The 21,607-nt window shown below is 64.9% G+C and carries 21 protein-coding genes; 10 read left to right on the forward strand and 11 right to left on the reverse strand.

Annotation, left to right across the window (positions count from 1 at the left end; genetic code table 11):
* Positions 1-173: 173 nt before the first annotated feature.
* Positions 174-848, forward strand: a complete 675-nt coding sequence (locus ABS769_RS05310) for a GntR family transcriptional regulator (protein WP_023902948.1) — start codon at positions 174-176, stop codon at positions 846-848.
* A 175-nt stretch (positions 849-1,023) separates the two neighbouring features.
* Here the strand turns inward: ABS769_RS05310 and ABS769_RS05315 are convergent, their stop codons facing one another.
* The 5 genes from ABS769_RS05315 to ubiH form a co-directional block, all read right to left on the reverse strand.
* On the reverse strand, positions 1,024-2,052 hold the full coding sequence (locus ABS769_RS05315) for a SphA family protein (RefSeq protein ID WP_350498119.1): 1,029 nt from the start codon (positions 2,050-2,052) through the stop codon (positions 1,024-1,026).
* A gap of 119 nt (positions 2,053-2,171) precedes the next feature.
* Positions 2,172-2,603, reverse strand: a complete 432-nt coding sequence (locus ABS769_RS05320) for a nuclear transport factor 2 family protein (RefSeq protein WP_317060685.1) — start codon at positions 2,601-2,603, stop codon at positions 2,172-2,174.
* A gap of 114 nt (positions 2,604-2,717) precedes the next feature.
* On the reverse strand, positions 2,718-3,437 hold the full coding sequence (locus ABS769_RS05325) for an alpha/beta fold hydrolase (protein WP_317060684.1): 720 nt from the start codon (positions 3,435-3,437) through the stop codon (positions 2,718-2,720).
* 102 nt (positions 3,438-3,539) lie between these two features.
* Entirely contained in the window at positions 3,540-4,721 is a 1,182-nt protein-coding gene (locus ABS769_RS05330) for a UbiH/UbiF family hydroxylase (RefSeq protein ID WP_317060682.1), read from the reverse strand.
* Positions 4,718-5,926 carry a 2-octaprenyl-6-methoxyphenyl hydroxylase gene (ubiH, locus tag ABS769_RS05335; RefSeq protein WP_317060681.1) on the reverse strand — a complete coding sequence of 403 codons (1,209 nt, stop codon included), beginning with the start codon at positions 5,924-5,926 and terminating at the stop codon, positions 4,718-4,720. The genes ABS769_RS05330 and ubiH overlap by 4 nt, the downstream gene beginning before the upstream one ends.
* 129 nt (positions 5,927-6,055) lie before the next feature.
* Between ubiH and ABS769_RS05340 the strand changes: the two genes are divergently transcribed.
* The 9 genes from ABS769_RS05340 to ABS769_RS05380 all read left to right on the forward strand — a co-directional run bounded on the left by ABS769_RS05340 (position 6,056) and on the right by ABS769_RS05380 (position 16,455).
* Positions 6,056-6,634 (forward strand): hypothetical protein, encoded by a 579-nt coding sequence (locus tag ABS769_RS05340; protein ID WP_317060680.1) that lies wholly within the window; start codon positions 6,056-6,058, stop codon positions 6,632-6,634.
* Position 6,635: 1 nt separating this feature from the next.
* A complete protein-coding gene (locus tag ABS769_RS05345) occupies positions 6,636-7,193 on the forward strand; it encodes a cob(I)yrinic acid a,c-diamide adenosyltransferase (protein ID WP_317060679.1) in 558 nt (185 codons plus the stop codon).
* Between the two features lie 37 nt (positions 7,194-7,230).
* The gene (locus ABS769_RS05350) at positions 7,231-8,139 is read left to right on the forward strand and encodes a histone deacetylase family protein (RefSeq protein WP_039515448.1); all 909 of its coding nucleotides are present in this window, start codon (positions 7,231-7,233) and stop codon (positions 8,137-8,139) included.
* Positions 8,140-9,331: 1,192 nt separating this feature from the next.
* Positions 9,332-11,773: an LPS-assembly protein LptD gene (gene lptD / locus ABS769_RS05355; RefSeq protein WP_350498120.1), complete on the forward strand. Its 2,442-nt coding sequence runs from the start codon at positions 9,332-9,334 to the stop codon at positions 11,771-11,773.
* The gene (locus ABS769_RS05360) at positions 11,770-13,170 is read left to right on the forward strand and encodes a peptidylprolyl isomerase (RefSeq protein ID WP_047124651.1); all 1,401 of its coding nucleotides are present in this window, start codon (positions 11,770-11,772) and stop codon (positions 13,168-13,170) included. Before lptD ends, ABS769_RS05360 begins: the two co-directional genes overlap by 4 nt.
* Before the next feature lie 4 nt (positions 13,171-13,174).
* Positions 13,175-14,143, forward strand: coding sequence for a 4-hydroxythreonine-4-phosphate dehydrogenase PdxA (gene pdxA, locus ABS769_RS05365; RefSeq protein WP_317060676.1), 969 nt, complete (start codon positions 13,175-13,177; stop codon positions 14,141-14,143).
* A 115-nt stretch (positions 14,144-14,258) separates the two neighbouring features.
* Positions 14,259-15,047: a 16S rRNA (adenine(1518)-N(6)/adenine(1519)-N(6))-dimethyltransferase RsmA gene (rsmA, locus tag ABS769_RS05370; protein ID WP_047125971.1), complete on the forward strand. Its 789-nt coding sequence runs from the start codon at positions 14,259-14,261 to the stop codon at positions 15,045-15,047.
* A gap of 36 nt (positions 15,048-15,083) precedes the next feature.
* Entirely contained in the window at positions 15,084-15,467 is a 384-nt protein-coding gene (apaG, locus tag ABS769_RS05375) for a Co2+/Mg2+ efflux protein ApaG (RefSeq protein WP_039523655.1), read from the forward strand.
* 28 nt (positions 15,468-15,495) lie between these two features.
* The gene (locus tag ABS769_RS05380; protein ID WP_317060675.1) at positions 15,496-16,455 is read left to right on the forward strand and encodes a symmetrical bis(5'-nucleosyl)-tetraphosphatase; all 960 of its coding nucleotides are present in this window, start codon (positions 15,496-15,498) and stop codon (positions 16,453-16,455) included.
* A 352-nt stretch (positions 16,456-16,807) separates the two neighbouring features.
* Here ABS769_RS05380 and ABS769_RS05385 read toward each other — a convergent pair whose 3' ends face one another.
* The 6 genes from ABS769_RS05385 to ABS769_RS05410 form a co-directional block, all read right to left on the reverse strand.
* Entirely contained in the window at positions 16,808-17,302 is a 495-nt protein-coding gene (locus ABS769_RS05385) for a dihydrofolate reductase (RefSeq protein WP_317060674.1), read from the reverse strand.
* Between the two features lie 65 nt (positions 17,303-17,367).
* Entirely contained in the window at positions 17,368-18,162 is a 795-nt protein-coding gene (locus tag ABS769_RS05390) for a thymidylate synthase (protein ID WP_317060673.1), read from the reverse strand.
* Positions 18,159-19,049, reverse strand: a complete 891-nt coding sequence (gene lgt, locus ABS769_RS05395) for a prolipoprotein diacylglyceryl transferase (protein ID WP_317060672.1) — start codon at positions 19,047-19,049, stop codon at positions 18,159-18,161. Before lgt ends, ABS769_RS05390 begins: the two co-directional genes overlap by 4 nt.
* A 54-nt stretch (positions 19,050-19,103) precedes the next feature.
* Positions 19,104-19,595 carry a TPM domain-containing protein gene (locus ABS769_RS05400; protein WP_317060671.1) on the reverse strand — a complete coding sequence of 164 codons (492 nt, stop codon included), beginning with the start codon at positions 19,593-19,595 and terminating at the stop codon, positions 19,104-19,106.
* Positions 19,595-20,494: a TPM domain-containing protein gene (locus ABS769_RS05405; protein ID WP_317060670.1), complete on the reverse strand. Its 900-nt coding sequence runs from the start codon at positions 20,492-20,494 to the stop codon at positions 19,595-19,597. Before ABS769_RS05405 ends, ABS769_RS05400 begins: the two co-directional genes overlap by 1 nt.
* Positions 20,495-20,794: 300 nt before the next feature.
* Complete coding sequence (locus ABS769_RS05410) at positions 20,795-21,463, reverse strand: LemA family protein (protein WP_350498121.1); 669 nt, start codon at positions 21,461-21,463, stop codon at positions 20,795-20,797.
* Positions 21,464-21,607 lie beyond the last annotated feature (144 nt).

Below are 21,607 nucleotides of genomic sequence, written 5' to 3' on the forward strand. Positions count from 1 at the left end.
TCGGGATCAGCGACGCAATGGATCCCAAAGAAGGAAGGACACGACTCGGACCTCCAAAACGGTATCCTTGGGATCCAAATTGCCATCAAGCGTTCTCATCCGCAAGGTTTTTATACAAGTAATTGCAAGTTTCCCCGCTTGAAGGAACGTGCGCTGCGGTACGGCGCGAGAGAATGGAGCCAATGGCGAACAACCACCGATTGCAAGCGGTTCAGCAACTACGCGAATTGATCCTGTGCGGCACCTTTGCCCCGGGCGAACGCATCACCGAAGCGGCCTTGGCCGAGCGTCTGGCCATTTCCCGCACCCCCATCCGGCAGGCACTGCCGGCGCTGTGCCAGGAAGGCCTGCTGGTACAGACGGGCAACCGCGGTTATGCGGTGCGGCGTTTCAGCCAGCAGGAGAGCCTGGACGCGCTGGCGGTCCGGGCGTTGATGGAAGGTATGGCCGCACGCGCCGTGGCCGAACAAGGCGCCTCTGCCGACCTGCTCGCCGCCCTGCATGCCTGCCTGGACGAGGGTGACCGCATCCTGGCCAAGCGCACCCTGGATGCCAGCGACGAGCTGGCCTACGGCGACATGAACGCGCGGTTCCACCGCATGATCGTGATGGCGGCCGACAAACCGATCCTGATTGAAACGGTGGACCGCTGCACGCTGGTACCGTTTGTCAGCCCCACCAACGTGGTGTTCGGGCAACGCTCGCCGACGCTGGCCTACGACGATCTGTTCTACGGCCACCGCCAACATGGCGCGATTGTCACCGCCATCGAGCAACGCGACGGCGCGCGCGCCGAACTGTTGTTCCGCGAGCATGCCAACACGCAGCGGCACAGCATGGGAATGTAACTCTGCGGCTTGGTTGCGTTTTCAGCGCTGCAAAACCGCGAAGGCAGCAGACGTCAACACTCACGCGTGCCAGCTCCCTTGCGTTGCGCAAGCGCGCAGTGCGAGTCACGTCACTCCCGCGCTCCACGTCACGTGCATGCCGGCTTTGCGCCCGCATGCACGGCGTTGGGCCGCACTACAACGAATGCACGTACATCAGGTTCACGCTGTTACCGGCGACCGAATTCTCCACGTCCAGCGGGATGTAAAGATTGAGGTTGAACAGGTTCTTTGCATCCACGCGCCATGACAGCCCGGGCCCCAGATACAGCTGCATGCGCTTGCTGTCCGCCACGCGCGCGCCATTGGTCCGGTTGTCTTTGAGCTGCTGCAGGAAATAGCCGTTCACACCCACGCGCAGTTGCTCGCTCACTTTCACCGAGCTGGCAAAGTTGACCCAGACCGCGTCGCCGGCCTGGCCATTGCGAAACCGAAAGCCCGGGATCGGCGGCACGCCACCGGCACGGTCGGTGCGGAAATTGTAGAGATAGTTGATGCGCGCACTGATTTCCCAGTTGTCGGTGGGCTGCACCGTGAACGCCCAGTGCGGTGCGATCGACCAAAAGCCGGTGCCCTGGTTGATGGCAATGTCGCGATCGAACTTGCCGACCGGTGCGAACAGATCCAGCGCAAAGCGCTGAAAGAAGAACACACGCCCGTCCCGCATGACCGGCGGCATCTGCAGCGCCGGACCGAACGAAATATCGCCCATGCCAAACCCATTGCTGCTCAATCGCACCGGGCTGTCGGCTGCGAACGAGGTGTCGTAGTTCACCAGCGGGATGATGGTGTTGAAACTCAGCGAACCGCGCCCCAGCGAATACGGCGTCACGTAGATCAACTGGGTCAGTAAGGCGCTGATCCCGACCTGCGGGTCGCGAAACGCAGGCGAGTTATCCCCGCGCGCATTCTTGATTGTGTTCAAGTCGTAGTAACGCAGGTATTCCAGCACCGTCCAGCCCGGCGTGGTGGAGCCGAAGCCATCCATGAAACTGGTGCCGCCCAGGTTGATGCCCTGCGGCATGGCCACTGTGTCGGGCGCTGCCTGCGCGAGGACGACCGCCGGTGCCAGCGTGCCAAGCAAGAGGGCCAGCCTGCCTGCATGCTGGCGGCGCGACCGGGACGATGAAGGACGACGACCAACAGACAAGCGTGCGCGTTCCACTAGGCGATTCTCCGATAAGGATGGGCGATTGAGGCAACGCGACGGGGGGGGGGGAGGAGCAGTGGTGCGATGCCACCCGGGTTCGCCGGGAGGCACCGTTGAACAGCGGTGGTGGGTGTCTAGTGCGCTTCCACGCGCACCAGCAATGCGCCGAGGCGTTGTTTGAACAGCCAGTGGTCGTCCTGGCGCACCAGCACATCGTCGAACGTGCCAATCAATGCCGGCGCCTGTGCGGTCCACGGCGGCGGCGCGGTGGCCTGTGGTGCGCTGTACAGCACCACGTAGCTGTGTGCATGAGCCAATGCGTCTGAGTGCACGCTGACCAGGGTATTGAGCATGAGATGGCAGGTACTGCGCGGCGCCCGTGCACGGAATGCCTCGCGGATCGCCTCGCGCCCATGCACGGGCGCATCTGGTGCGCTAGGCCTTGCAAAGATGCCATCTGCGGTGAACAGCGCAGCCAGTGCGTCATGTTCATGGCGATCGTTGTGCAAGGCGAACCGGCGGATCAGCTGTTCGCAAGCAACGATGATCGAAGCGTCTGGGGACACGCGGTGGCCTCACTGGCAATGGGTGATACGAGAAAAAAAGTGGCGGGCGACGCTGACGTCAGCGAACGTGCATTCGCGAGCCGATGGGTGTGACGCCGCACGGGAAGACGGTGGTCATGCAGCCAGCCAATCGCGCAGCGCGGCACTGACCGCAGCAGGCGCTTCCACCGGCGTCATATGCCCGCTGTGCTCGAACACCACCAACTGCGCGTGCGGGATCTGCCGCGCCATGTCCTGATGACGTTCCAGCGGACTCCAGCTGTCTTGCCGGCCAACGCCAAGCAGCGTCGGGCAATGCACCTGCGCCAGCACGGGCGCGGCATCGGGCCGATGCAGTAGCGCGGTCACCTGGGCGGCATAGCTCTGCGGGGTCTGCCGCATGACCATGGCGACCAGTGCCTGCATCAGTTCGGCGTCGTCGTGGCGGTCGGGGTGCAGCATCGGCGGCAACCACCGGCGGGCCAGCGCCTGCATGCCGTCACGGCGCGCAAGCTCCACGAGCGCACCGCGCTGCGCATGCTCCTGCGCGTGCGCCGGATGCACGCCGGTGTCCAGCAGCGCCAGACGCTGCACGCGCTCCGGCGCCTGCCGCACGATCTCCAGCGCCACCCGGCCGCCCATCGAATGACCGGCCAGCGCAAACTGGTCAGGCGCCGCGGCCAATGCCTGTGCAGCCATCTGCTGCACGCTGTCGATGCCCGGGAAATCGAGAACGCGCACCTCGGCGATGTCTGCCAGCGCCGCACGTTGCGCGTCCCAGATGCTGGCGTCACACAGCAGCCCGCTCAGCAGGAGCAGCGGCGGGGTGAGTCGTGTGGAAACGGCGGAGGTCATGGCCCGACTGTAGCCAGCCCGGGCGCGTCCGTCGTATGGAAACTGCGGCCTTCGCTATTAACGCTGGAACATAGCGGCCAGCAGACCGTCAGCGCGGTGCGCTCACACGTTGCCGGACGCGCGCTTCCACAGCAGGTCCACCAACGGCGGGAGCTTGCCCGCCGCCCCCAGCACCGCGCCACGCAGCAGGGTCAGATGCATCTCGTCGTTGGAGAACACCGTGTTGATCGCGTCGAAGCCGTGCGCGGCAACGGTGTTTTCGCTGCGCCGCGTGCGTGCCCAACGCTGCAGGCGATGTGGGGCGGCCCAGTCGGCGCGCTTTGCGAGCGCGTTGCGCACCTCATCGCGCAACGCCGCCACATCGCGCAGGCCCAGGTTGACGCCCTGCCCGGCCAGCGGATGCACCACGTGTGCGGCGTCGCCCAAGGTCAACACGCGGCCGCTGACGTACTGCTCCACCAACTGCCGCTGCAGCGGAAATGCCGCGCGCGCAGACACCACGCGCACGTCGCCCAGTCGCGCGGCAAAGGCCTGGGTCAACTCGCGCGAGAAGTCGGCATCGTCGAGTGCCAATACGCGCTCGGCTTCGGCATCCGGCAAGGTCCACACGATCGAACTGCGGCCATCGGCGAACGGCAGAAATGCCAGCGGGCCGGTGGGCAAAAAGCGCTGCCAGGCGGTGGATTGATGCGGCTGATCGGTCTCCACGAACGCCACCACGCCGCGCTGTGCATAGGCATGCCGCGCCACCGGCAGGCCGGTCAACTCGCGCAACGTGGATGCCGCGCCATCGGCGGCAATCGCAATCGCCGCCTCCAGCCGGCTGCCGTCATCCAGGCGCAGGCGCACGCTGCTTGCGTCCTGCTCCAGCTCGGTCACGCGCGCCGGGCAATGCACTGCGATGCCTGCGGCATGCACGGCGGCCCACAGGCGATCGACCAGCAACGCGTGTTCGACGATCCAGCCAAGTTGTTCGCGGCCCAGCGTGTCGGCATCGAAACTCAATTCGCCGCCACCGCCTGCGTCCCAGACCCGCATGCGCCGGTACGGCTGCACGCGTGCGGCGCGCACGGCCTTCCACACGCCCAGGCTCTCCAGCAGCGCGGCATTGTCAGCGGCAAAGGCGTACACGCGCAGATCGGGTTGGTCCGCATGCCAACGCGCAGGCTCGCGACCTTCGACCAACGCGACGTTCAAACCGGCATCGGCCAGGGCCAGCGCGCAGGCGGCACCGACCACGCCACCGCCGACGATCAATGCATCGCGGGTGCCACGGCGGCTCATGCGATCCCCCGGCACAACTGCGGCACATCGCCACGGAAGCCCATCGCCCCGCCGACCAGCATCGATTGCAGCGGCGCCGCCTGCGAGGTGGCCAGCAGACCGAGGCTGCGCAACGGCCGCAGCAACGGCGCCGGATTGCCGGTGAGTCGTGCCAATCCGCTGGAAAACCCGATGGTCTGTTCGCGGTCCACGCGCCGACGCGCCAGATACTCGCTCAGAAGCGCGCCCGCACCAACATCGCTGCGATCGTGTTCGATCAATTCGGCCAGCGTCAGCGCATCGCGCAAGCCGAGGTTGAAGCCTTGCGCGCCGATCGGGTGCAGCGTCTGCGCCGCGTTGCCGATCAGCACCACCCGCTCGGCGACCAGGTTGGTCGCCAGCACCTGCACTAGCGGATACGCGCTGCGCTCACCACTGGCGATAAAGCGCCCGGCGCGCCAGCCGGCCGCACGCTGCAGACGGGCCAGCCAGCCGGCCTCGTCGAGCGCGGCCACCGCCTCGGCATCGGCACGCGCCACGCAATGGATTGCGCCGTAATGCCGGTCGCCGCGCGGCAGCAGTGCCGTCGGCCCGTGCTCGCCGAAGCGCTCCCACGCGGTGCCATCTGGCGGCTTGGATGCGCGCACCCGCGCGACGAACAGGGTCTGGAAAAAGTCGTGCGCGTCGCTTCCGATATGCAGCAGTTCGCGCACTGCGCTGTCGCGGCCATCGGCGCCGACCACCAGCCTGGCCCGCACAAGCTGCTCGCCTTCATCGGTGGACAGGCGCAGCGCGCGCAGGCCGTCCTGCACCGGTTCGACCCCGATGCAACGCGCCGGGCGATAACGGCGTAGATGGGTCAATTCGTCCAGGCGTGCCTGCAAGGCGTCACCGAAGTCGCGCGCCACCACCACCTGGCCGAAGCTGTCGCGCCCGTAGTCGGCGGCGTCCAGCTGCACCCGGCCAAAGTCGCCGGCGCGGCTGACATGGATGCGCCGGATCGGCCCCGGCGGGCTGCGCAGCTTGGCCATCACACCAAGTACGCCGAGCGCGTTGACGGTGGCGGCGGCAAAACTGAGGTTACGTTGGTCGAACACCGCTGGCGGAGTGCCGGCCGGGGTGGCTTCCACCAGCCCGACATCCAGGCCGATGCGGTCCAGCGCGATCGCCAGGCTGGAGCCGACCAGGCCGCCGCCAACGATCAGAACGTCATGTAGGTGTGTCATCCCCACATGATAAGCCTTCGCCCATGGCCTGTTGGCGTGATCGGGTGGGACAGCTTGACGCGCCAGGCGCGCGTGGCGCGGCGGGTTCCACGCTACACTCCCGAGCCTGTGATCCGGCTCCTTTCGCGCATGACTCCTCGCTCGCACGACACCCTGATTTTGAGCCTGCTCGCCGTCCTGATGGCGGCCACGCGGATCAACCACTTCGCGCCGGTCCCGGACGCCTCGTGGGCGGTGTTTTTTATTGGCGGATTCCATCTGGCCGCGCGCAGCAAACTGGCGTTCCCGCTGCTGATGCTGCTGGCGGTGGCGGTGGACTGGCTGGTGATCACCAACCAGGGCCTGAGCTTCTGGCAGCACTACTGCGTGTCGCCCGCTTACTGGTGCCTGATCCCGGCGTATTTCGCGCTGTGGGCCGGTGGTGTCTGGCTGCGCCGGCATTACCGCGGCGCCGAGTGGAGCGCGCTGGCCAGGCTGGTGCCTGCACTGCTGATCGCCGTGGCGCTGTGCCAGCTGATCGCCCAGGGCAGCTTCTACTGGATCAGCGCCAGCGTGGCCGAGCCGACCGCCGCCGGCTGGTTCAAGAACTACACCGACTGGCTGGGTCCTTACCTGCGCGGCGCCACGCTCTACGTTGCGGCGGCCGCGGTGATCCAGGTTGCCGCCGAGCGCCTGACCAGCGCGCACGGCCAGACCCAGGCCGGCTGAGATGGGCAACCGGCTCTCACGCATCTATACGCGTACCGGCGACGACGGCAGCACCGGTCTGGGCGACGGCAGCCGCACCGGCAAGGACGCGCTGCGCGTCACTGCCTACGGCACCGTGGACGAAGCCAATTCGGCCATCGGCGTATTGCTGGCCGCCCCGGGCGTGCCGGAGCCGATCGCCGCGCTGCTGACGACCATCCAGCACCAGATGTTCGATCTGGGCGGCGAGCTGTGCATCCCCGGGCATGCAACGATCGACGCCGCCGATATCGAGGCCCTGGAGCGTCAGCTCGACCACTTCAACGACACGCTTCCCCCGCTTCAGGAATTCATCCTGCCGGCCGGTGGCGAAGCGGCCGCACGCTGCCATCTGGCCCGCACCATCGTGCGCCGGGCCGAGCGCGAGACCGTTGCGCTATCGCGCCAGGAGACCGTGCGCAGCGAGGCGATCGGCTACCTGAACCGGCTGTCCGACCTGCTGTTCGTGCTGGCGCGCGTGCTGGCGCGCGCCGATGGCCAGCAGGAAGTGCTGTGGCGGCACGACCGCCGGCGCGGCTGACCTGCACATGGCACGGCGGACAGGCTAGATTTGCCCCATGTTGGTCTTTACCCACCCCGCCTGCCTCGGTCACGACGCCGGCCCCGAGCATCCCGAGAGCCCCGCCCGCCTGGAAGCAGTGGTGGGGGCCCTGCGCGACGCGTTCCCGGACCTGGACTGGCGCGAGGCACCGCTGGCCAAGCTGGGCGACCTGTGCCGGGTGCATGAGCGCGAACAGGTCGACGCGGTGCTGGAAACCGCCTTCGAAGGCCACCATCGGCTCGACGTGGACACCGTGATGTCTCCCGGCTCGCGCGCGGCAGCATTGCGCGCGGCAGGTGCCGGCATCGCCGCGGTGGACGCGGTGATGCAGGACGCCACCCGCACCGCCTTTTGCGCAGTGCGCCCACCCGGGCACCACGCCACCGCGCAGGTGTCGATGGGCTTTTGCCTGTTCAACAACATTGCCGTGGCCGCCGCGCACGCGCGCGACCGGCATGGGCTGGAACGCATCAGCATCGTGGATTTCGACGTCCACCACGGCAACGGCACGCAGGCGATCTTCGAACGCGACCCGAGCGTGCAGTATCTCAGCACCCACCAGTCCGGGCTCTATCCGCACTCGGGCAGCGTTTACGAGCGCGGCATCGGCAACATCCACAACCTGCTGCTGCAACCAGGCAGCGACGGGTTGCGCTTCCGCAACGTGTGGGAAGACGAGATGCTGCCGCTGGTGGATGCCTTCCGCCCGCAGCTGATCCTGATCTCGGCCGGCTTCGATGCGCATCTGCGCGATCCGCTGGCCGACCTGATGCTCGATGCCGACGATTTCGCCTGGCTGACCGGCGCGCTGCGCACCCTGGCCGAGCGGCATGCCCGTGGCCGGGTGGTATCCATGCTGGAAGGCGGCTACGACCTGCAGGCCTTGCGCGAAAGCAGCGTGGCGCACGTGGCCGCGCTGCGTTGAACCCCCGCCGGCGCGTTACTCGCGCCGTCCCCCCCCCCAAACCGCGATTAACCTCGCCCTCTCCGCGCCGGCCCTCTCCATTGCCCCTATGCAGGATATGGGGGCAAGCTAATGACCATTTTATTGGTTGAACCATGCGTTCGCCGAGCGGCCTTCATTCTAGAAGACAGCCCGATCTGCAGGCCCTAGCCAGCGCCTTATCGCTTCTGTTAAGGTCTGATGCAGTAAAAAAACTGCGCAATCATTGTTTATGGATTAACATGAAAACATTAAAGTTTTTACTTTGCATTTCGGCTTTATTGGCATTCACCCAAGCGGCTGCTGAAACCTTACGCCCTAAACTCCCAGGGCAACTTAACCAAGGGGACAGATTGGTACCCGAGGAAACCCTGACCTCCCCCGGAGGCGCGTATTCATTAAGATTTCTCGCAGATGGGTCATTGAGACTTTACAGAAATTCAGACAATTCAGAGACGTGGGTCGCCAAAAGCGGCGGGCGGATATCACAAGGAGATACATTTAGCTTTTTACCTGCAACGCCCTTACAACTTTCAAGATGTGCCGCCATGCAAAAAAACGGCGCATCCGGTCCGCCCCTATTTTGGACTTGCGCACCGTCGTCGGTAAGAGGCATGGTTCAAGATGGCTACCTCGCAGTTCAAGATGATGGAAATATAGTGATTTACGGCATAGCCTTGGCATGGAGGGCCACCGGAGACTTCCCTAACGGGCTAGACGGATTAGCATTTCCTGCAGGCACCGTATTTACAAAAGGGAGTAGCTTTCAAACCTCCGGCGGCAACGTAAGACTCACATTTACCGCAAGCGGAAACTTGGAGCTATACTCCGGAGGCTCTCTTAAATGGCAATCCGGGACATCTGGCGCCGGAGAAACGGCGACCATGCAGACTGATGGTAACTTTGTGATTTATAGCTCTGCGGGCAATCCGGTGTGGGCTTCAAACACCCAGGGAACAGATGCCTTCCTATCTTTAAGCGCAAACGGAGCCCTCGCGGTTTTAGCGAGGGCTGGAGGTAGAAGCGGGGTTTATTGGTCACTGAGATAAGAGAATTCGGCGCCCTCTATTGTTGGGGGGCGCCGAGCTAAAAAGATGAAGAATGTAGAATTATTCATTGCTCATGCACGAGTAATGGGGCAAGCTAGATCGTGTTTTTCTACAATGATCGTCGCGTGCACCTAGCTCTCCGCCTGCTGCCCCTGCCTTTGAGCATTGCCATCTGCCTTCCGGCCATGGCTGCCGACAAGCCGTTGAACTGGGGACTGTGCCCGGCCGTGGATCCCCTGCCAGGCTTTGACGGCGCGCCCGCCGCAGATGCCAAGGCCGCCGAAATGCGCCAGCAGTTGCCGACCGACATCGAAGGCGACCAGCTGTCCGGCACCAGCACCACCCCGCAGTACCAGGGCAATGTGGCGCTCAAGCGCGGCGACCAGTTCCTGGGCGCCGACAATCTGCGCATGGACACCGAGACCGGCAACTACATCGCCGAAGGCCATGTCCGCTACCAGGACACCTCCTTCCGCATGGTTGCCGACCGCGCCGAAGGCAACCAGGACACCGACGCCCATAAGGTCACCAACATCCAGTACCAGCTGGTGGACCGGCGTGGCAACGGCGCGGCCGAATCGGTGGACCTGCAGGGCCAGGTCGGGCAGATGCACCGCTCGACCTATACCACCTGTGATCCCTCGCAGCCGATCTGGCGCGTGCGCGCGCCGGAGATTGACGTCGACAACGAAGAAGGCTTCGGCACCGCCCGCAACGCGGTGCTGCAGATCGGCAAGGTGCCGGTGCTGTATTTCCCCTGGTTCAAGTTCCCGATCGATGACCGTCGCCAGACCGGCCTGCTGTTCCCGCAGTTCGGTCTGTCCGGCCGCAATGGCTTCGACTACCTGCAACCGATCTACCTGAACCTGGCGCCGAACTACGACGCGACCCTGTTGCCGCGCTACATGAGCAAGCGCGGTTTCATGTTCGGCACCGAGTTTCGCTACCTGTACGAAAACGGACGCGGCGAGATCACCGGTAACTATCTGCCCAACGATAAGTTGCGCGACAAAGACCGCGGCAGCGTCTTCTACAGCGGCTACCATGACATCAATAAATACTGGCAGGCGCGTAGCAGCATCTCCTGGGTCAGCGACACCCGCTATGTGGAAGACTTCACCAGCCGCCTGAACGGCATGGGTTCGGCCTCCAGCTTGCAGAGCACCGTGGGCATCTACGGCACCGGCGAGACCTGGACCGCAGGCCTGATGGCGGACCGCTGGCAGCTCACCGACTACACGCTGGACGAGCGGTCGCTGCCCTACAACCGGCAACCGCGCGCGTATTTCACTTGGGAAAAGCCGTTTGGCATTTTCGAGGCGGGCGTCTACGCCGAAGCCGTGCGTTTCACCCATGACGACTCCTACTTCGTCCAGCCTCCGAGCCCCAGCGCTCCAGGCGAAACAAACAACCGCGACGATAACGACGAGTACGTCCGCACCAACATCCGTAACCAGGAATATGGCAGCGGGTCGCGCCTTGACATCAAGCCCTACATCTCGATGCCGTTGTCCGGCGCCGCTTGGTTCTTCACTCCGACCGTGGCGTGGCGCTACACCACGTATCAGCTGGATTCGACGTTGGCCAACACCGCGCCGCTGACCGGTGATCGCTCCCCTTCGCGCAGCCTGCCGATCGCCTCGCTGGATGCCGGCCTGTACTTCGACCGCGAGACTTCGGTATTCGGCACCAACTATCTCAATACGTTGGAGCCGCGCCTGTACTATTTGTACGTGCCGTACCGCGACCAGGATGATCTGCCGGTCTTCGACACCCGCCCGTTCACCTTCAGCTATGGCCAATTGTTCCGCGACACGCGTTATACCGGTGCGGACCGCCAGAACGATGCCAACCAGCTGACCCTGGCGGTGACCTCGCGCTGGCTGCGCCAGGACGACGGCCGCGAGAAGCTGTCATTGAGTGCAGGCCAGATCCTGTATTTCAACGACTCGCTGGTCACCATCAACAACAGCACCAATTCGGCCGCCGGCAGCGAACAACCCATCGAACAGGGCAAGTCCGCCTGGGTGGCAGATGCCAACTACATGATCAACGACCGCTGGTCGATGGGCGCCACCTATCAATGGAACCCGAACTCGCGCAAGGAAGATCTGGCCAGCCTGCGTACGCGTTATCTGCTCAACGACGACGGCATCATCAATCTTGCGTATCGCTACCGCCGTAACCCGACCAACAATAGCGACCAGCTCGAGCAGGCAGATTTCTCCTTCCTGTACCCGATCAACCCCAGCTGGAGTGCGGTCGGCCGTTACTACTACTCGCTCCTGGATCGCAAACCACTGGAGATGATCGGTGGCGTGCAGTGGGACAGCTGCTGCCTGGCGGTGCGCGCGCTGGTGCGCCGGTTCGTGCGCAACCGCGATGGCGAAATGGACAACTCCATCCAGGTGGAGTTCGTGCTGAAGGGCCTGAGCTCGTTCGGGCAGAACACGGACCGCACTTTGCGCCGTGCTATTCTCGGCTATTACCGCGACGACCTGTACCTGGTCCCGCCCAGCAATACCACGACTAATCCGGACGATTACGATCCGAACTTGATTCCATGACCAAGCCTTTCTCTGTTGTTCTTGCCTCGCTGCTGGTACTCACCAGTACGCTCTCGCCGTTGGCCTCGGCACAGCAATCCCAGCCGCTGGATCGCATCGCCGCCATCGTCGACGAAGACGTGGTGCTGCAGAGCGAGCTCGATCGCGCCGTACGCAACGTCAAGTCGCAGTACGCCGGCCGGGAAAACCAGCTGCCGCCGGACGATGTCCTGCAGCGCCAGGTGCTGGAGCGTCTGGTCCTGGTCAAATTGCAGGTCGGTCGTGCCGATGGCAGCGGTATCCGCGTCAGCGACGAGGAACTCAACCGGGCCATTGCCAGCATCGCCCAGCAGAACGGCACCACTGTCGATGGCTTGCGCCAGAAGCTGGCCGCCGATGGCATGGGCTATGGCGACTTCCGTGCCTCGGTGCGCGACGAAATCATCGTGCAGCGCCTGCGCCAGAGCTTTGCGCAGAGCCGCATCAGCGTGAGCGAAGGTGAAGTGGACACTGCGCTGGCGCAGCAGGCCACCACCGGCAGCCAATACCACCTGGCGCACATTTTGGTTGGCCTACCGGAAGGTGCGACGGCCGACCAGATCGCCACTGGCCAGAAAAAGGTCGATGGCGTGAAGGCATTGATCGACAAAGGCGAGCTGGACTTCTCGGCAGCGGCAGTGCGGTATTCCGACAGCCCGAACGCGCTGGAAGGCGGCGATCTGGGCTGGCGCAGCCTGGACGAAATCCCCAACGCATTCGCTCAGCTGATCCGTGACATGCAGCCTGGCCAGGTCGCCGGTCCGCTGCGTGGTCCCAGCGGTTTCCAGTTGCTCAAGCTGGTGGAAATGCGCGACGCCAATGCCGGCGGCGAAAAGAAGCTGGTCACCGAATACAACGCACGCCACATCCTGGTGCGCATCAACGACAGCCAGACCGAGGCGCAGGCCAAGGCCAAGATCGACACACTGCGTGCCCGCATCACCGGCGGCGCCGACTTCCAGGCTACCGCGAAGGAGTCTTCCGAAGACACCAACAGCCGTGGCCAGGGTGGCGATCTGGGCTGGTTCCCGGCCGATGCGTTCGGCCCGGACTTCGGCAAGCAGGTCGAAGGCCTGGCCGATGGCGCGGTGTCCGAGCCGTTCCGCACCCAGGCGGGTTGGCACATCGTGCAGCGCGTGGGCAGCCGTCAGACCGACGTCAGTGCCGAAAGCCAGCGTGCGCAGATCCGTGAAACGATCGGCCGCCGCAAGCTGGAAGAAGAGTACAACCGCTATCTGCAGGAGCTGCGTGGCGAAGCGTATGTGAGCTTCCGCACCGGCGATCGCGCCGATGGCGATGCCACTGCCGCTCCAGCCAAGCCGGCCGACCCTGCGGCGCCTGCCGCACCGACGCCGCCGCCGGCGCAGCCGACGCGCTGATTCGATGCTCCCGTCGCTCGCGCTGGTGCCAGGCGAGCCGGCCGGGATCGGGCCGGAACTGTGCGTCCGGCTCGCCCAGCGGCCGCGCTCGGATGCCCACCTGATCGCCTACGCCGATCCGGACACCCTGCACAGCGCCGCAAAGGCGCTGTCTTTGTCTGTCCGGCTGCTCGATCCGGACCAGCGCGCCCGCGCGCCCGGCGACCTGCCGCTGCATCCGATCCGTCAGGCTGTGCCGACCCGTTTCGGCACCGCGGACCCCGCCAATGCGGCGGCGGTCATTGCCGGCCTGCGTGGCGCTGCCGGCGACTGCCTGTCCGGCAAGCTGCAGGGCATCGTGACCGGCCCGGTGCACAAGGCGGTGATCAATGCCGGCGGCATTCCCTACACCGGCACTACCGAGCTGCTGGCCGAGCAGGCGGGCTGCCCGGTAGTGATGATGCTGGCCAATGCCATTGTGCGCGTCGCCCTGGTGACTACCCATCTGCCGCTGCGCGCAGTGGCCGATGCAATCACTGCCGATGCGGTGGCGCGCTGCCTGCGCATCACCGACGCCGCAATGCGACGCGACTTCGGCCTGGAGCGCCCGCGCATCGCGGTGCTGGGCCTCAATCCGCATGCCGGCGAAGACGGGCACCTGGGCCGGGAGGAACTGGACGTCATCATCCCGGTACTGGAGCAGCTGCGCGGCGACGGCATGCAATTGATCGGCCCGCTGCCGGCCGATACCGCATTTTTGCCGCAGAAGCTCACCGGCTTCGATGCGGTGGTGGCGATGTATCACGACCAGGGCCTGCCGGTGCTCAAGTACAGCGGCTTCGAGCAGGCGGTCAATATCACGCTCGGCCTGCCCTATCCGCGCGTGGCGGTCGATCACGGCACCGCGCTGGAGCTGGCCGGGCGCGGTATCGCCGATCCGTCCAGCCTGATGGCGGCGACCGAGCTGTGCGCGCGCCTGGCCGCACGCGGCTAAGCGAGGGGCGATTGCCGGCCTTGGACGGGGCGCAGCGTGCACGCAGCCCGTCTGGCATGCCGGCGATGCGCAGAACCGGCACCGCGTGCAGGCGCTGCCACGTTAAACTGCGCACATGAATCATTCTTTCAGCGCACCGGCCAAGAAGTCGCTTGGCCAGCACTTTCTTGCCGACCGGTATTACATCGACCGCATCGTGCAGGCAGTGGACCCGCGCGCCGGCCAGCACCTGGTCGAAATCGGCCCTGGTCAGGGCGCGATCACCTTTCCGCTGCTGCGCAAGCACGGCGCACTGACCGTCATCGAATTCGACCGCGACCTGATCGCACCACTGACCGACGCGGCCGCACCGATCGGCGCGCTGAGCATCATCCATCGCGATGTGCTCAGTGTGGATTTCACTGCACTGGCTGATGGCACGCCGATCCGGCTGGTTGGCAACCTGCCCTACAACATCTCCTCGCCAATCCTGTTCCATGCGCTGGACCATGCCGCAGCGGTGGCCGACATGCACTTCATGCTGCAAAAGGAAGTGGTCGACCGCATGGCTGCCGGCCCAGGCAGCAAGGTGTACGGGCGCTTGAGCGTGATGCTGCAGGCGTATTGCGAGGTCACCGCACTGTTCGTGGTGCCGCCGGGCGCGTTCCGGCCGCCGCCGAAGGTGGACTCGGCGGTGGTACGGCTGGTGCCGCGCGATCCGGCCACAGTACAGATCAGGGATCGGCGTCGCTTTGCCGACGTGGTGCGCGCCGGCTTCGGCCAGCGTCGCAAGACCCTGCGCAATGCCTTGTCCAACGTCTGCGAGCCTGCCCATTTCGAGGCCGCGCAGGTGCGCCCGGATGCACGCGCCGAACAGCTCGAGGTCGCGGATTTCATCCGCCTGGCCAATGTCGAGCCGGCTTGAGCGCCGCTCCCACACGGTTTTATTTAGACTTTCCGCATGCACGATGATCCGCGCTACCGGGTCGAGGTCGAGGTGTCGCCCCGCTTCCTCGCCCACCAATCGACCCCCGACGAAGGGCGCTATGCCTTCGCCTACAGCATCCGCATCCAGAACGCGGGGGCCGTGCCTGCGCGCCTGATCGCGCGTCATTGGCAGATCACCGACGCCAACGGACGCACCGAACGGGTGGATGGCGAAGGCGTGGTCGGCGAACAGCCCTGGCTGCGTCCCGGCGAGGCGTTCAGTTACACCTCCGGCGTCCTGCTGGAGACCGAGCAGGGACAGATGCAAGGTCATTACGACATGGTGGCCGACGATGGCACCGAATTCACCGCCCCGATCGCCGCCTTCGTGCTGAGCGTACCCAGGACGCTGCACTGATGGATGCTGGACTGATGGAGCGCATGCGATGAGCGTCTGGGCAATTGGCGACCTGCAGGGGTGTTACGACATCACCCAGCGCCTGCTGGAAAAAATCAACTTCGACCCCGCGCAGGACACGCTGTGGTTCTGTGGCGACCTGGTCAACCGCGGCGGTCAATCGCTGGAAACGCTGCGCCTGGTGCATTCGCTGCGCGCGCATAGCGTGGTGGTGCTGGGCAACCATGACCTGTCGCTGCTGGCGATCGGCGCGCGTTCGGAAGAGGAACAACGCAAGGTCAACCCGGATCTGCTGCGCATCGTGCTGGCCGAAGACCGCGACGTGCTGCTCGACTGGCTGCGGATGCAGAAGCTGGCCCATGTGGACCGCGAACTGGGCTGGATGATGATCCATGCCGGGCTGGCGCCGAAGTGGACCACGCAGATGGCCGAGAAACATGCACGCGAGGTCGAGCAGCAACTGCAGGGCGGCGGCTATCGCAAACTGCTGCGCAATATGTACGGCGATCAGCCGGGCTGGTCGCCGGGCCTGAGCGGATATGACCGCAGCCGCGCAATCATCAACCTGTTCACGCGCATGCGCTATTGCACCCCGCGCGGGCGCATCGCCACCGACGACAAGGGCACGCCGGGTACCCAGGCGCAGGGCCTGTATCCGTGGTTCGAAGTGCCGGGCCGGGTCGAGCGCGATCTCAAGATCGTCTGTGGGCATTGGTCCGCACTCGGGCTGACCATCACCCAGGGCGTGCACGCCATCGATACCGGTGCGGTATGGGGCGGCAAACTTACCGCCTTGCAGCTGGATACCGACGAACTGCGCGTGGTGCAGGTGCCGGGAATCCCGATCACGCAGCCGCCGAAGACCGCACAGCGCAGCCGGCCACCGCGCCGCCGGCAACGCCAGCGTGGCGGTGGCGGAGACAATGCGAACGGGAGCGCCGGCTCGACCGCTCCCAGTGCTGCTCCGCCCGCTCCCGCTGCGGACTAGTTAACGGGCGTGATCGGCGCACTGGCTGCAGCACGCCGGGGGTAGTACCTCGCCGATTGCAAATTAGCCAGAGCATGCATCCGCTACGCGACTTGCACGTTTGCAGGTTCGACCTCCGGCGCGCGGACACGCGGGTCGCATTCACCGCCCTGGAACAGAGAGCTGCGTGCGCTAGACACGCACCATCGTGCACGCGCGGCGGGTCGCGTCAGGCGAGCTGCTGGTGAACAAGCGCATCGGATGATCGCGCGGCAGCTGCTTGAACGTGATCTACGCACCGTGCCAAACAGCGCGTGACCTGCGCGGGTTGCCGCACCGCTGAGCCAATGCCTCTTCAGCCGAAACGCAAGCCTCAGCGCCGCTGATAGTCCACGTAATCGAATGCAAAGGCATGTCGCGCATCGGGCGCATGCGACTCGCGCTGCACCGGCTCCCACACGGCCGGGTCGATCGGCGGAAAGTAGGTGTCGGCCCGTTCCACGGTGGTGTCCACTTCGGTGACGGCCAGCAGGTCCGCACGCTCCATGCTCAGGCGATAGACCTCACCGCCACCGATCACGCACAGCTCCTGTGCACCGGCCGCCTCGGCCTGCGCAATCGCCTCATCGAGCGACGCCACCGCCTGCATGTCCGCGAACGGCACCTGCCCCGAACGCGTCAGCACCAGGTTCACTCGCCCCGGCAAGGCACGCCCCAGCGACTGCGCGGTCTTGCGCCCCATCAGGATCGGCTTGCCCACGGTCAGCGCCTTGAAGCGCTTGAGATCGTCGGGCAACTTCCACGGCAATTCGTTGTCGCGGCCGATGGCATTGTTGCGGTCGAAGGCGACGATCAGGATAAGTTTCATGCAGCGGACGATATCCCTTCGAACATCAAATCAATGTGTGGCATCACTCGCCAGCCAAGCGATGCTCACACCGCCACCGGCGCCTTGATCGCCGGATGCGGGTCGTACCCCTCGATGGCGATGTCCTCGAAGCGGAACGCGAACAGGTCGGTCACCGCCGAGTTCAGGCGCAGGCGCGGCAGCGCGCGCGGTGTGCGGGTCAGTTGCTCGCGCGCCTGCGCGAAGTGATTCGAATACAGGTGCGCATCGCCAAGCGTATGCACGAAATCGCCCACGCCCAGGCCGGTGGCCTGCGCCACCATATGCGTCAGCAGTGCATAACTTGCGATATTGAATGGCACGCCGAGAAAGATGTCGCCGCTGCGCTGATAGAGCTGGCAGCTGAGCTTGCCGTTCACCACATAGAACTGAAACAGGCTGTGGCAGGGCATCAGCGCCATCTGCGGCAGCTCGCCCACGTTCCAGGCGCTGATCACCAGCCGGCGCGAATCCGGGTTGCGCTTGATCTCGTCCACCAGCCATTGCATCTGGTCGATCTCCACGCCGTCCGGGCCGGTCCAGCGTCGCCACTGCTTGCCGTAAACCGGGCCGAGATTGCCATCGGCGTCGGCCCATTCGTCCCAGATGCGGACCTGGTTGTCCTTGAGATAGCCGATGTTGGTGTCGCCCTGCAGAAACCACAGCAGCTCGTGGATGATCGAGCGCAGGTGCAGCTTCTTGGTGGTGACCAGCGGAAAGCCGTCGTTGAGGTCGAAGCGCATCTGCCAACCGAACACGCTGCGCGTGCCGGTGCCGGTGCGATCGGACTTCTCCGCGCCGTGTTCCAGCACATGCTGCAGCAGGTCCAGATATGGCTTCACTTGGCAGCTCCCGCCACGGCGGTGTCCACCACCACCGGCTGCAACACCGGCGCGCGGCGCGACATCGCCAGCAACACCAGGCCGCCGATGATCAACGGCAGGCTCAGGATCTGTCCCATCGTCAGCCAGTTGAAGGCCAGGTAGCCGAGCGGCGCATCCGGCACGCGCACGAATTCCACGATGAAGCGGAACACGCCATACAACAGCGCAAACATCCCCGACACCGCGTAACGCGCACGCGGCTTCAACGAGAACGCCCACAACACCACGAACATCACCACGCCTTCCAGCGCGGCTTCGTACAGCTGCGAGGGATGGCGCGCGAACTGATTCAACGCGCCGGTGGCGTACTGCGCCTGGATCTGGGCAGGCAACTGGCCGGCCAATTCCGGCGCAAGCGGGAAGATCACGCCCCATCCGGCCTGGGTGAACTTGCCCCACAACTCGCCGCCGACGAAATTGCCGAGCCTCCCGAAGCCCAGACCCAACGGCACCAGCGGCGCCACGAAGTCCATCACGTCGAAGAAGTGCAGCCGGTGCTTGCGCGCCCATAGCCCGCAGGCGATCAACACCCCCAGCAGGCCGCCGTGGAAGCTCATGCCGCCTTGCCACACCTTGAACAAAATCAGCGGGTTGGCCAGCAAGCTGTCGAACGCATAGAACAGCATGTAGCCGATGCGCCCGCCCAGCACCACACCGAGCATGCCGTAGAACAACAGGTCGGAAAATCCGTCCATGTCCACACCGGGCAGGCGGCCGCGCAGGATGCGCGAGCGGCCCAACGCCCAGGCGGAGAAGAACGCGGCCAGGTACATCAACCCGTACCAGTGCACCTGCACCGGGCCAAGCGAGAAGGCGATGGGGTCGATGGCGTGCAGATAGATCATGCGGACCGCGGATCACAAAAAAGCGAGGCGTCTATTCTGACATCTCGCACGCGCTCAGCCTAAGAGCTGGGGACGATCGGGCAGCTCGTCTTCATGCTGCGCGTTCGCAGCAGCCGGGAAATGCTCGCTCAACAGCTCGGTCACCGCCTCGATCCCGGCCAGCACCGCCGCCTCATGCTCGCCGTCGCGCAGGAATTCCTGCATGCGCCGACACACCTCCGCCCACTGCGCATCCGGCACCCGGCTGCGCAGGCCGCGGTCGGCGACCACTTCGATGGCGTGGTCGGCCAGCAGCAGATAGAGCAGCACCCCGTTGTTGGCGTCGGTGTCCCAGGTGCGCAATTGCGCGAAGGCCTGTTCGGCACGCTGGCGGGCGGTGTGCCCACGCCATAGCGCGCTCAGCGGCAGATCGGCTTCCACCGCCACCATGATCTGGCCGGTGTGGGTGCGCTCACTGGCTGCAACGGCTGCGGCAATCGCGTCCATGCAACTGGCCGGGAAACTACGCTGCGCCGAGGGCGCGAAGACATGCCTGAGCCAACGCATTACCAGCTCCCCGAGGCGCCACCGCCTCCCGATGACCCGCCACCACCACCCCAACCGCCGCCGCCGAACCCGCCACGGCCGCCGCCCCCAAATCCGCCGAACCCGCCGCCGCCCCAGCCACCACCGCCGACAAAGCGCCCCGGCGATCCGGATGCCAGCCCCGCCAGCAGCCCGATGACCGCAGCGCCAACGCTGGCGAACAATAATGAGGTGAAGAGCAGTGCGGCACCGCCCGCTGCGACGCCGGTCAGCAACGCGCGCAGCGGCCGTGGCAACGCGCCGAGAACGCCGCGCGCCACCATTGCGACCACAAAGCCGATGAATAACGCCATGATCCAGCCGCCGCCACCGCCCGAGCCATTGCCCAAGCCGCCATCGGCATGCCCGCTGACCGGAGCGGGCAAAGCCTCGCCCTCGATCAAACCGGCCAGCGTCGCAGTCGCAGCGCTGATGCCGCCGGCGTAGTCACCCTCACGGAAGCGCGGTGCCAGATACTCCTGGATGATGCGGTTGGCGGTGATGTCGGGGATCGCGCCTTCCAGGCCGTAACCGGGCTGGATGCGCACGCGGCGGTCGTCCTTGGCCACCAGCAGCAACACACCGTCGTCCACGCCCTTGCGGCCGATCTTCCACTGGTCGAACACACGTTGGGTGTATTGCTCGATCGCCTCCGGCTGGGTGGTCGGCACGATCAGGATCTGCAACTGCGCGCCCTTGCGCTGCTGCAAAGCCAGCGCCTGCTGCTCCAGCTGCTGGATCTGGGTGGCGTCCAATGTGCCGGTGACATCGACCACTGGCGAACGTAGCGGCGGAATGGGAGCAAGGTCCTGGGCCAGCAGCGAAGCCGGCAGCAGCAGTAGCGCCATCATCCACAACACCCACCTGTGCGTTTGCCGCATTAGCTAACTCCTACCTGATGAGCACTGAAACTCAGCTATTCCCTTCTCCCATCGGGAGAAGGTGTCCCGAAGGGGCGGATGAGGGTACGAGCGAAGCCTCGTGCAATTAGATGACACAGAGGCTTCGCCCCGTACCCTCACCCCAACCCCTCTCCCGCTGGAGAGGGGCTTGATGCCCAGCTTCTGAAAGTTGGTTGAGCAAGCGGACGATAGATAGATCGACATGGCTAACCTAACAATTGCCTCAACATGCCGTGCGGCCAACCCCGCAGTATTTGATGCTGCGCAAATCGCAATTACTTACTGCGCAGGCTGCGGCTGCTGCACAGGCTGCTGCTGCGGCACGGGCTGCTGCTGCGGCACGGGCTGCTGCTGCGGCGCCTGTTGGTTACCGAAGTCCACCTGCGGCGCACGCGAGATCTGCGCTTCGTTTTCCACAGTGAAATTCGGCTTGGGCTGGTAGCCGAAGATCTTGGCGGTGATCACCTGCGGGAACGAACGGATATAGGTGTTGTACTCCTGCACCGTCTGGATATAACGACCGCGCGCCACGGTGATGCGGTTTTCGGTGCCTTCCAGCTGTACCTGCAGATCGCGGAACGACTGGTCGGATTTCAGCTGCGGATAATTCTCGCTGACCACCAACAAGCGCGACAGCGCGCTGCCGAGTTCGCCCTGTGCTTGCTGGAAATTCTTGAGCGACGCTGCGTCGTCGGCATTGACCTGAATCTGCCCGACACGCGAGCGCGCATTGGTCACCTCGGTCAGCACCTGGCGCTCCTGCTGGGCGTAGCCCTGCACCGTGCGCACCAGATTGGGAATCAGATCGGCGCGGCGCTGATATTGATTCAGCACTTCCGACCAACCTGCCTTGACGCCTTCTTCCTTCTGCTGGATCGCGTTGTAACCGCAACCGGACAGCGAGACGGTCAGCATCAGCAACACCAGGGCGCGAATCAGGACAGGCATGCAGGCGAGTTCCGTTTAAGAAGAGCTGCAGCATGCCATGTAGCAAGTCAAGCCGGCATGCACAAGCGTACGACTGGCGGGTTGTTCCACTGGGCGATCAGTTCTCGAATTAAGAACAATGTCAGTTCGAACGCATCGGTGCGC

This window comes from Xanthomonas hortorum, from assembly GCF_040279205.1.
In the GTDB taxonomy this organism is placed as follows: domain Bacteria; phylum Pseudomonadota; class Gammaproteobacteria; order Xanthomonadales; family Xanthomonadaceae; genus Xanthomonas; species Xanthomonas hortorum_F.

Coding starts and splice junctions, on each gene's coding strand:
- lgt (WP_317060672.1), bottom strand. CDS start 19,049: ATGATCTATCTGCACGCCATCGACCCCATCGCCTTCTCGCTTGGCCCG.
- ABS769_RS05325 (WP_317060684.1), bottom strand. CDS start 3,437: ATGACCTCCGCCGTTTCCACACGACTCACCCCGCCGCTGCTCCTGCTG.
- ABS769_RS05340 (WP_317060680.1), top strand. CDS start 6,056: ATGACTCCTCGCTCGCACGACACCCTGATTTTGAGCCTGCTCGCCGTC.
- ABS769_RS05345 (WP_317060679.1), top strand. CDS start 6,636: ATGGGCAACCGGCTCTCACGCATCTATACGCGTACCGGCGACGACGGC.
- ABS769_RS05350 (WP_039515448.1), top strand. CDS start 7,231: ATGTTGGTCTTTACCCACCCCGCCTGCCTCGGTCACGACGCCGGCCCC.
- ABS769_RS05330 (WP_317060682.1), bottom strand. CDS start 4,721: ATGAGCCGCCGTGGCACCCGCGATGCATTGATCGTCGGCGGTGGCGTG.
- ABS769_RS05380 (WP_317060675.1), top strand. CDS start 15,496: ATGAGCGTCTGGGCAATTGGCGACCTGCAGGGGTGTTACGACATCACC.
- ABS769_RS05385 (WP_317060674.1), bottom strand. CDS start 17,302: ATGAAACTTATCCTGATCGTCGCCTTCGACCGCAACAATGCCATCGGC.
- pdxA (WP_317060676.1), top strand. CDS start 13,175: ATGCTCCCGTCGCTCGCGCTGGTGCCAGGCGAGCCGGCCGGGATCGGG.
- ubiH (WP_317060681.1), bottom strand. CDS start 5,926: ATGACACACCTACATGACGTTCTGATCGTTGGCGGCGGCCTGGTCGGC.
- ABS769_RS05410 (WP_350498121.1), bottom strand. CDS start 21,463: ATGCCTGTCCTGATTCGCGCCCTGGTGTTGCTGATGCTGACCGTCTCG.
- ABS769_RS05400 (WP_317060671.1), bottom strand. CDS start 19,595: ATGCGTTGGCTCAGGCATGTCTTCGCGCCCTCGGCGCAGCGTAGTTTC.
- rsmA (WP_047125971.1), top strand. CDS start 14,259: ATGAATCATTCTTTCAGCGCACCGGCCAAGAAGTCGCTTGGCCAGCAC.
- ABS769_RS05360 (WP_047124651.1), top strand. CDS start 11,770: ATGACCAAGCCTTTCTCTGTTGTTCTTGCCTCGCTGCTGGTACTCACC.
- ABS769_RS05405 (WP_317060670.1), bottom strand. CDS start 20,494: ATGCGGCAAACGCACAGGTGGGTGTTGTGGATGATGGCGCTACTGCTG.
- ABS769_RS05310 (WP_023902948.1), top strand. CDS start 174: ATGGAGCCAATGGCGAACAACCACCGATTGCAAGCGGTTCAGCAACTA.
- apaG (WP_039523655.1), top strand. CDS start 15,084: ATGCACGATGATCCGCGCTACCGGGTCGAGGTCGAGGTGTCGCCCCGC.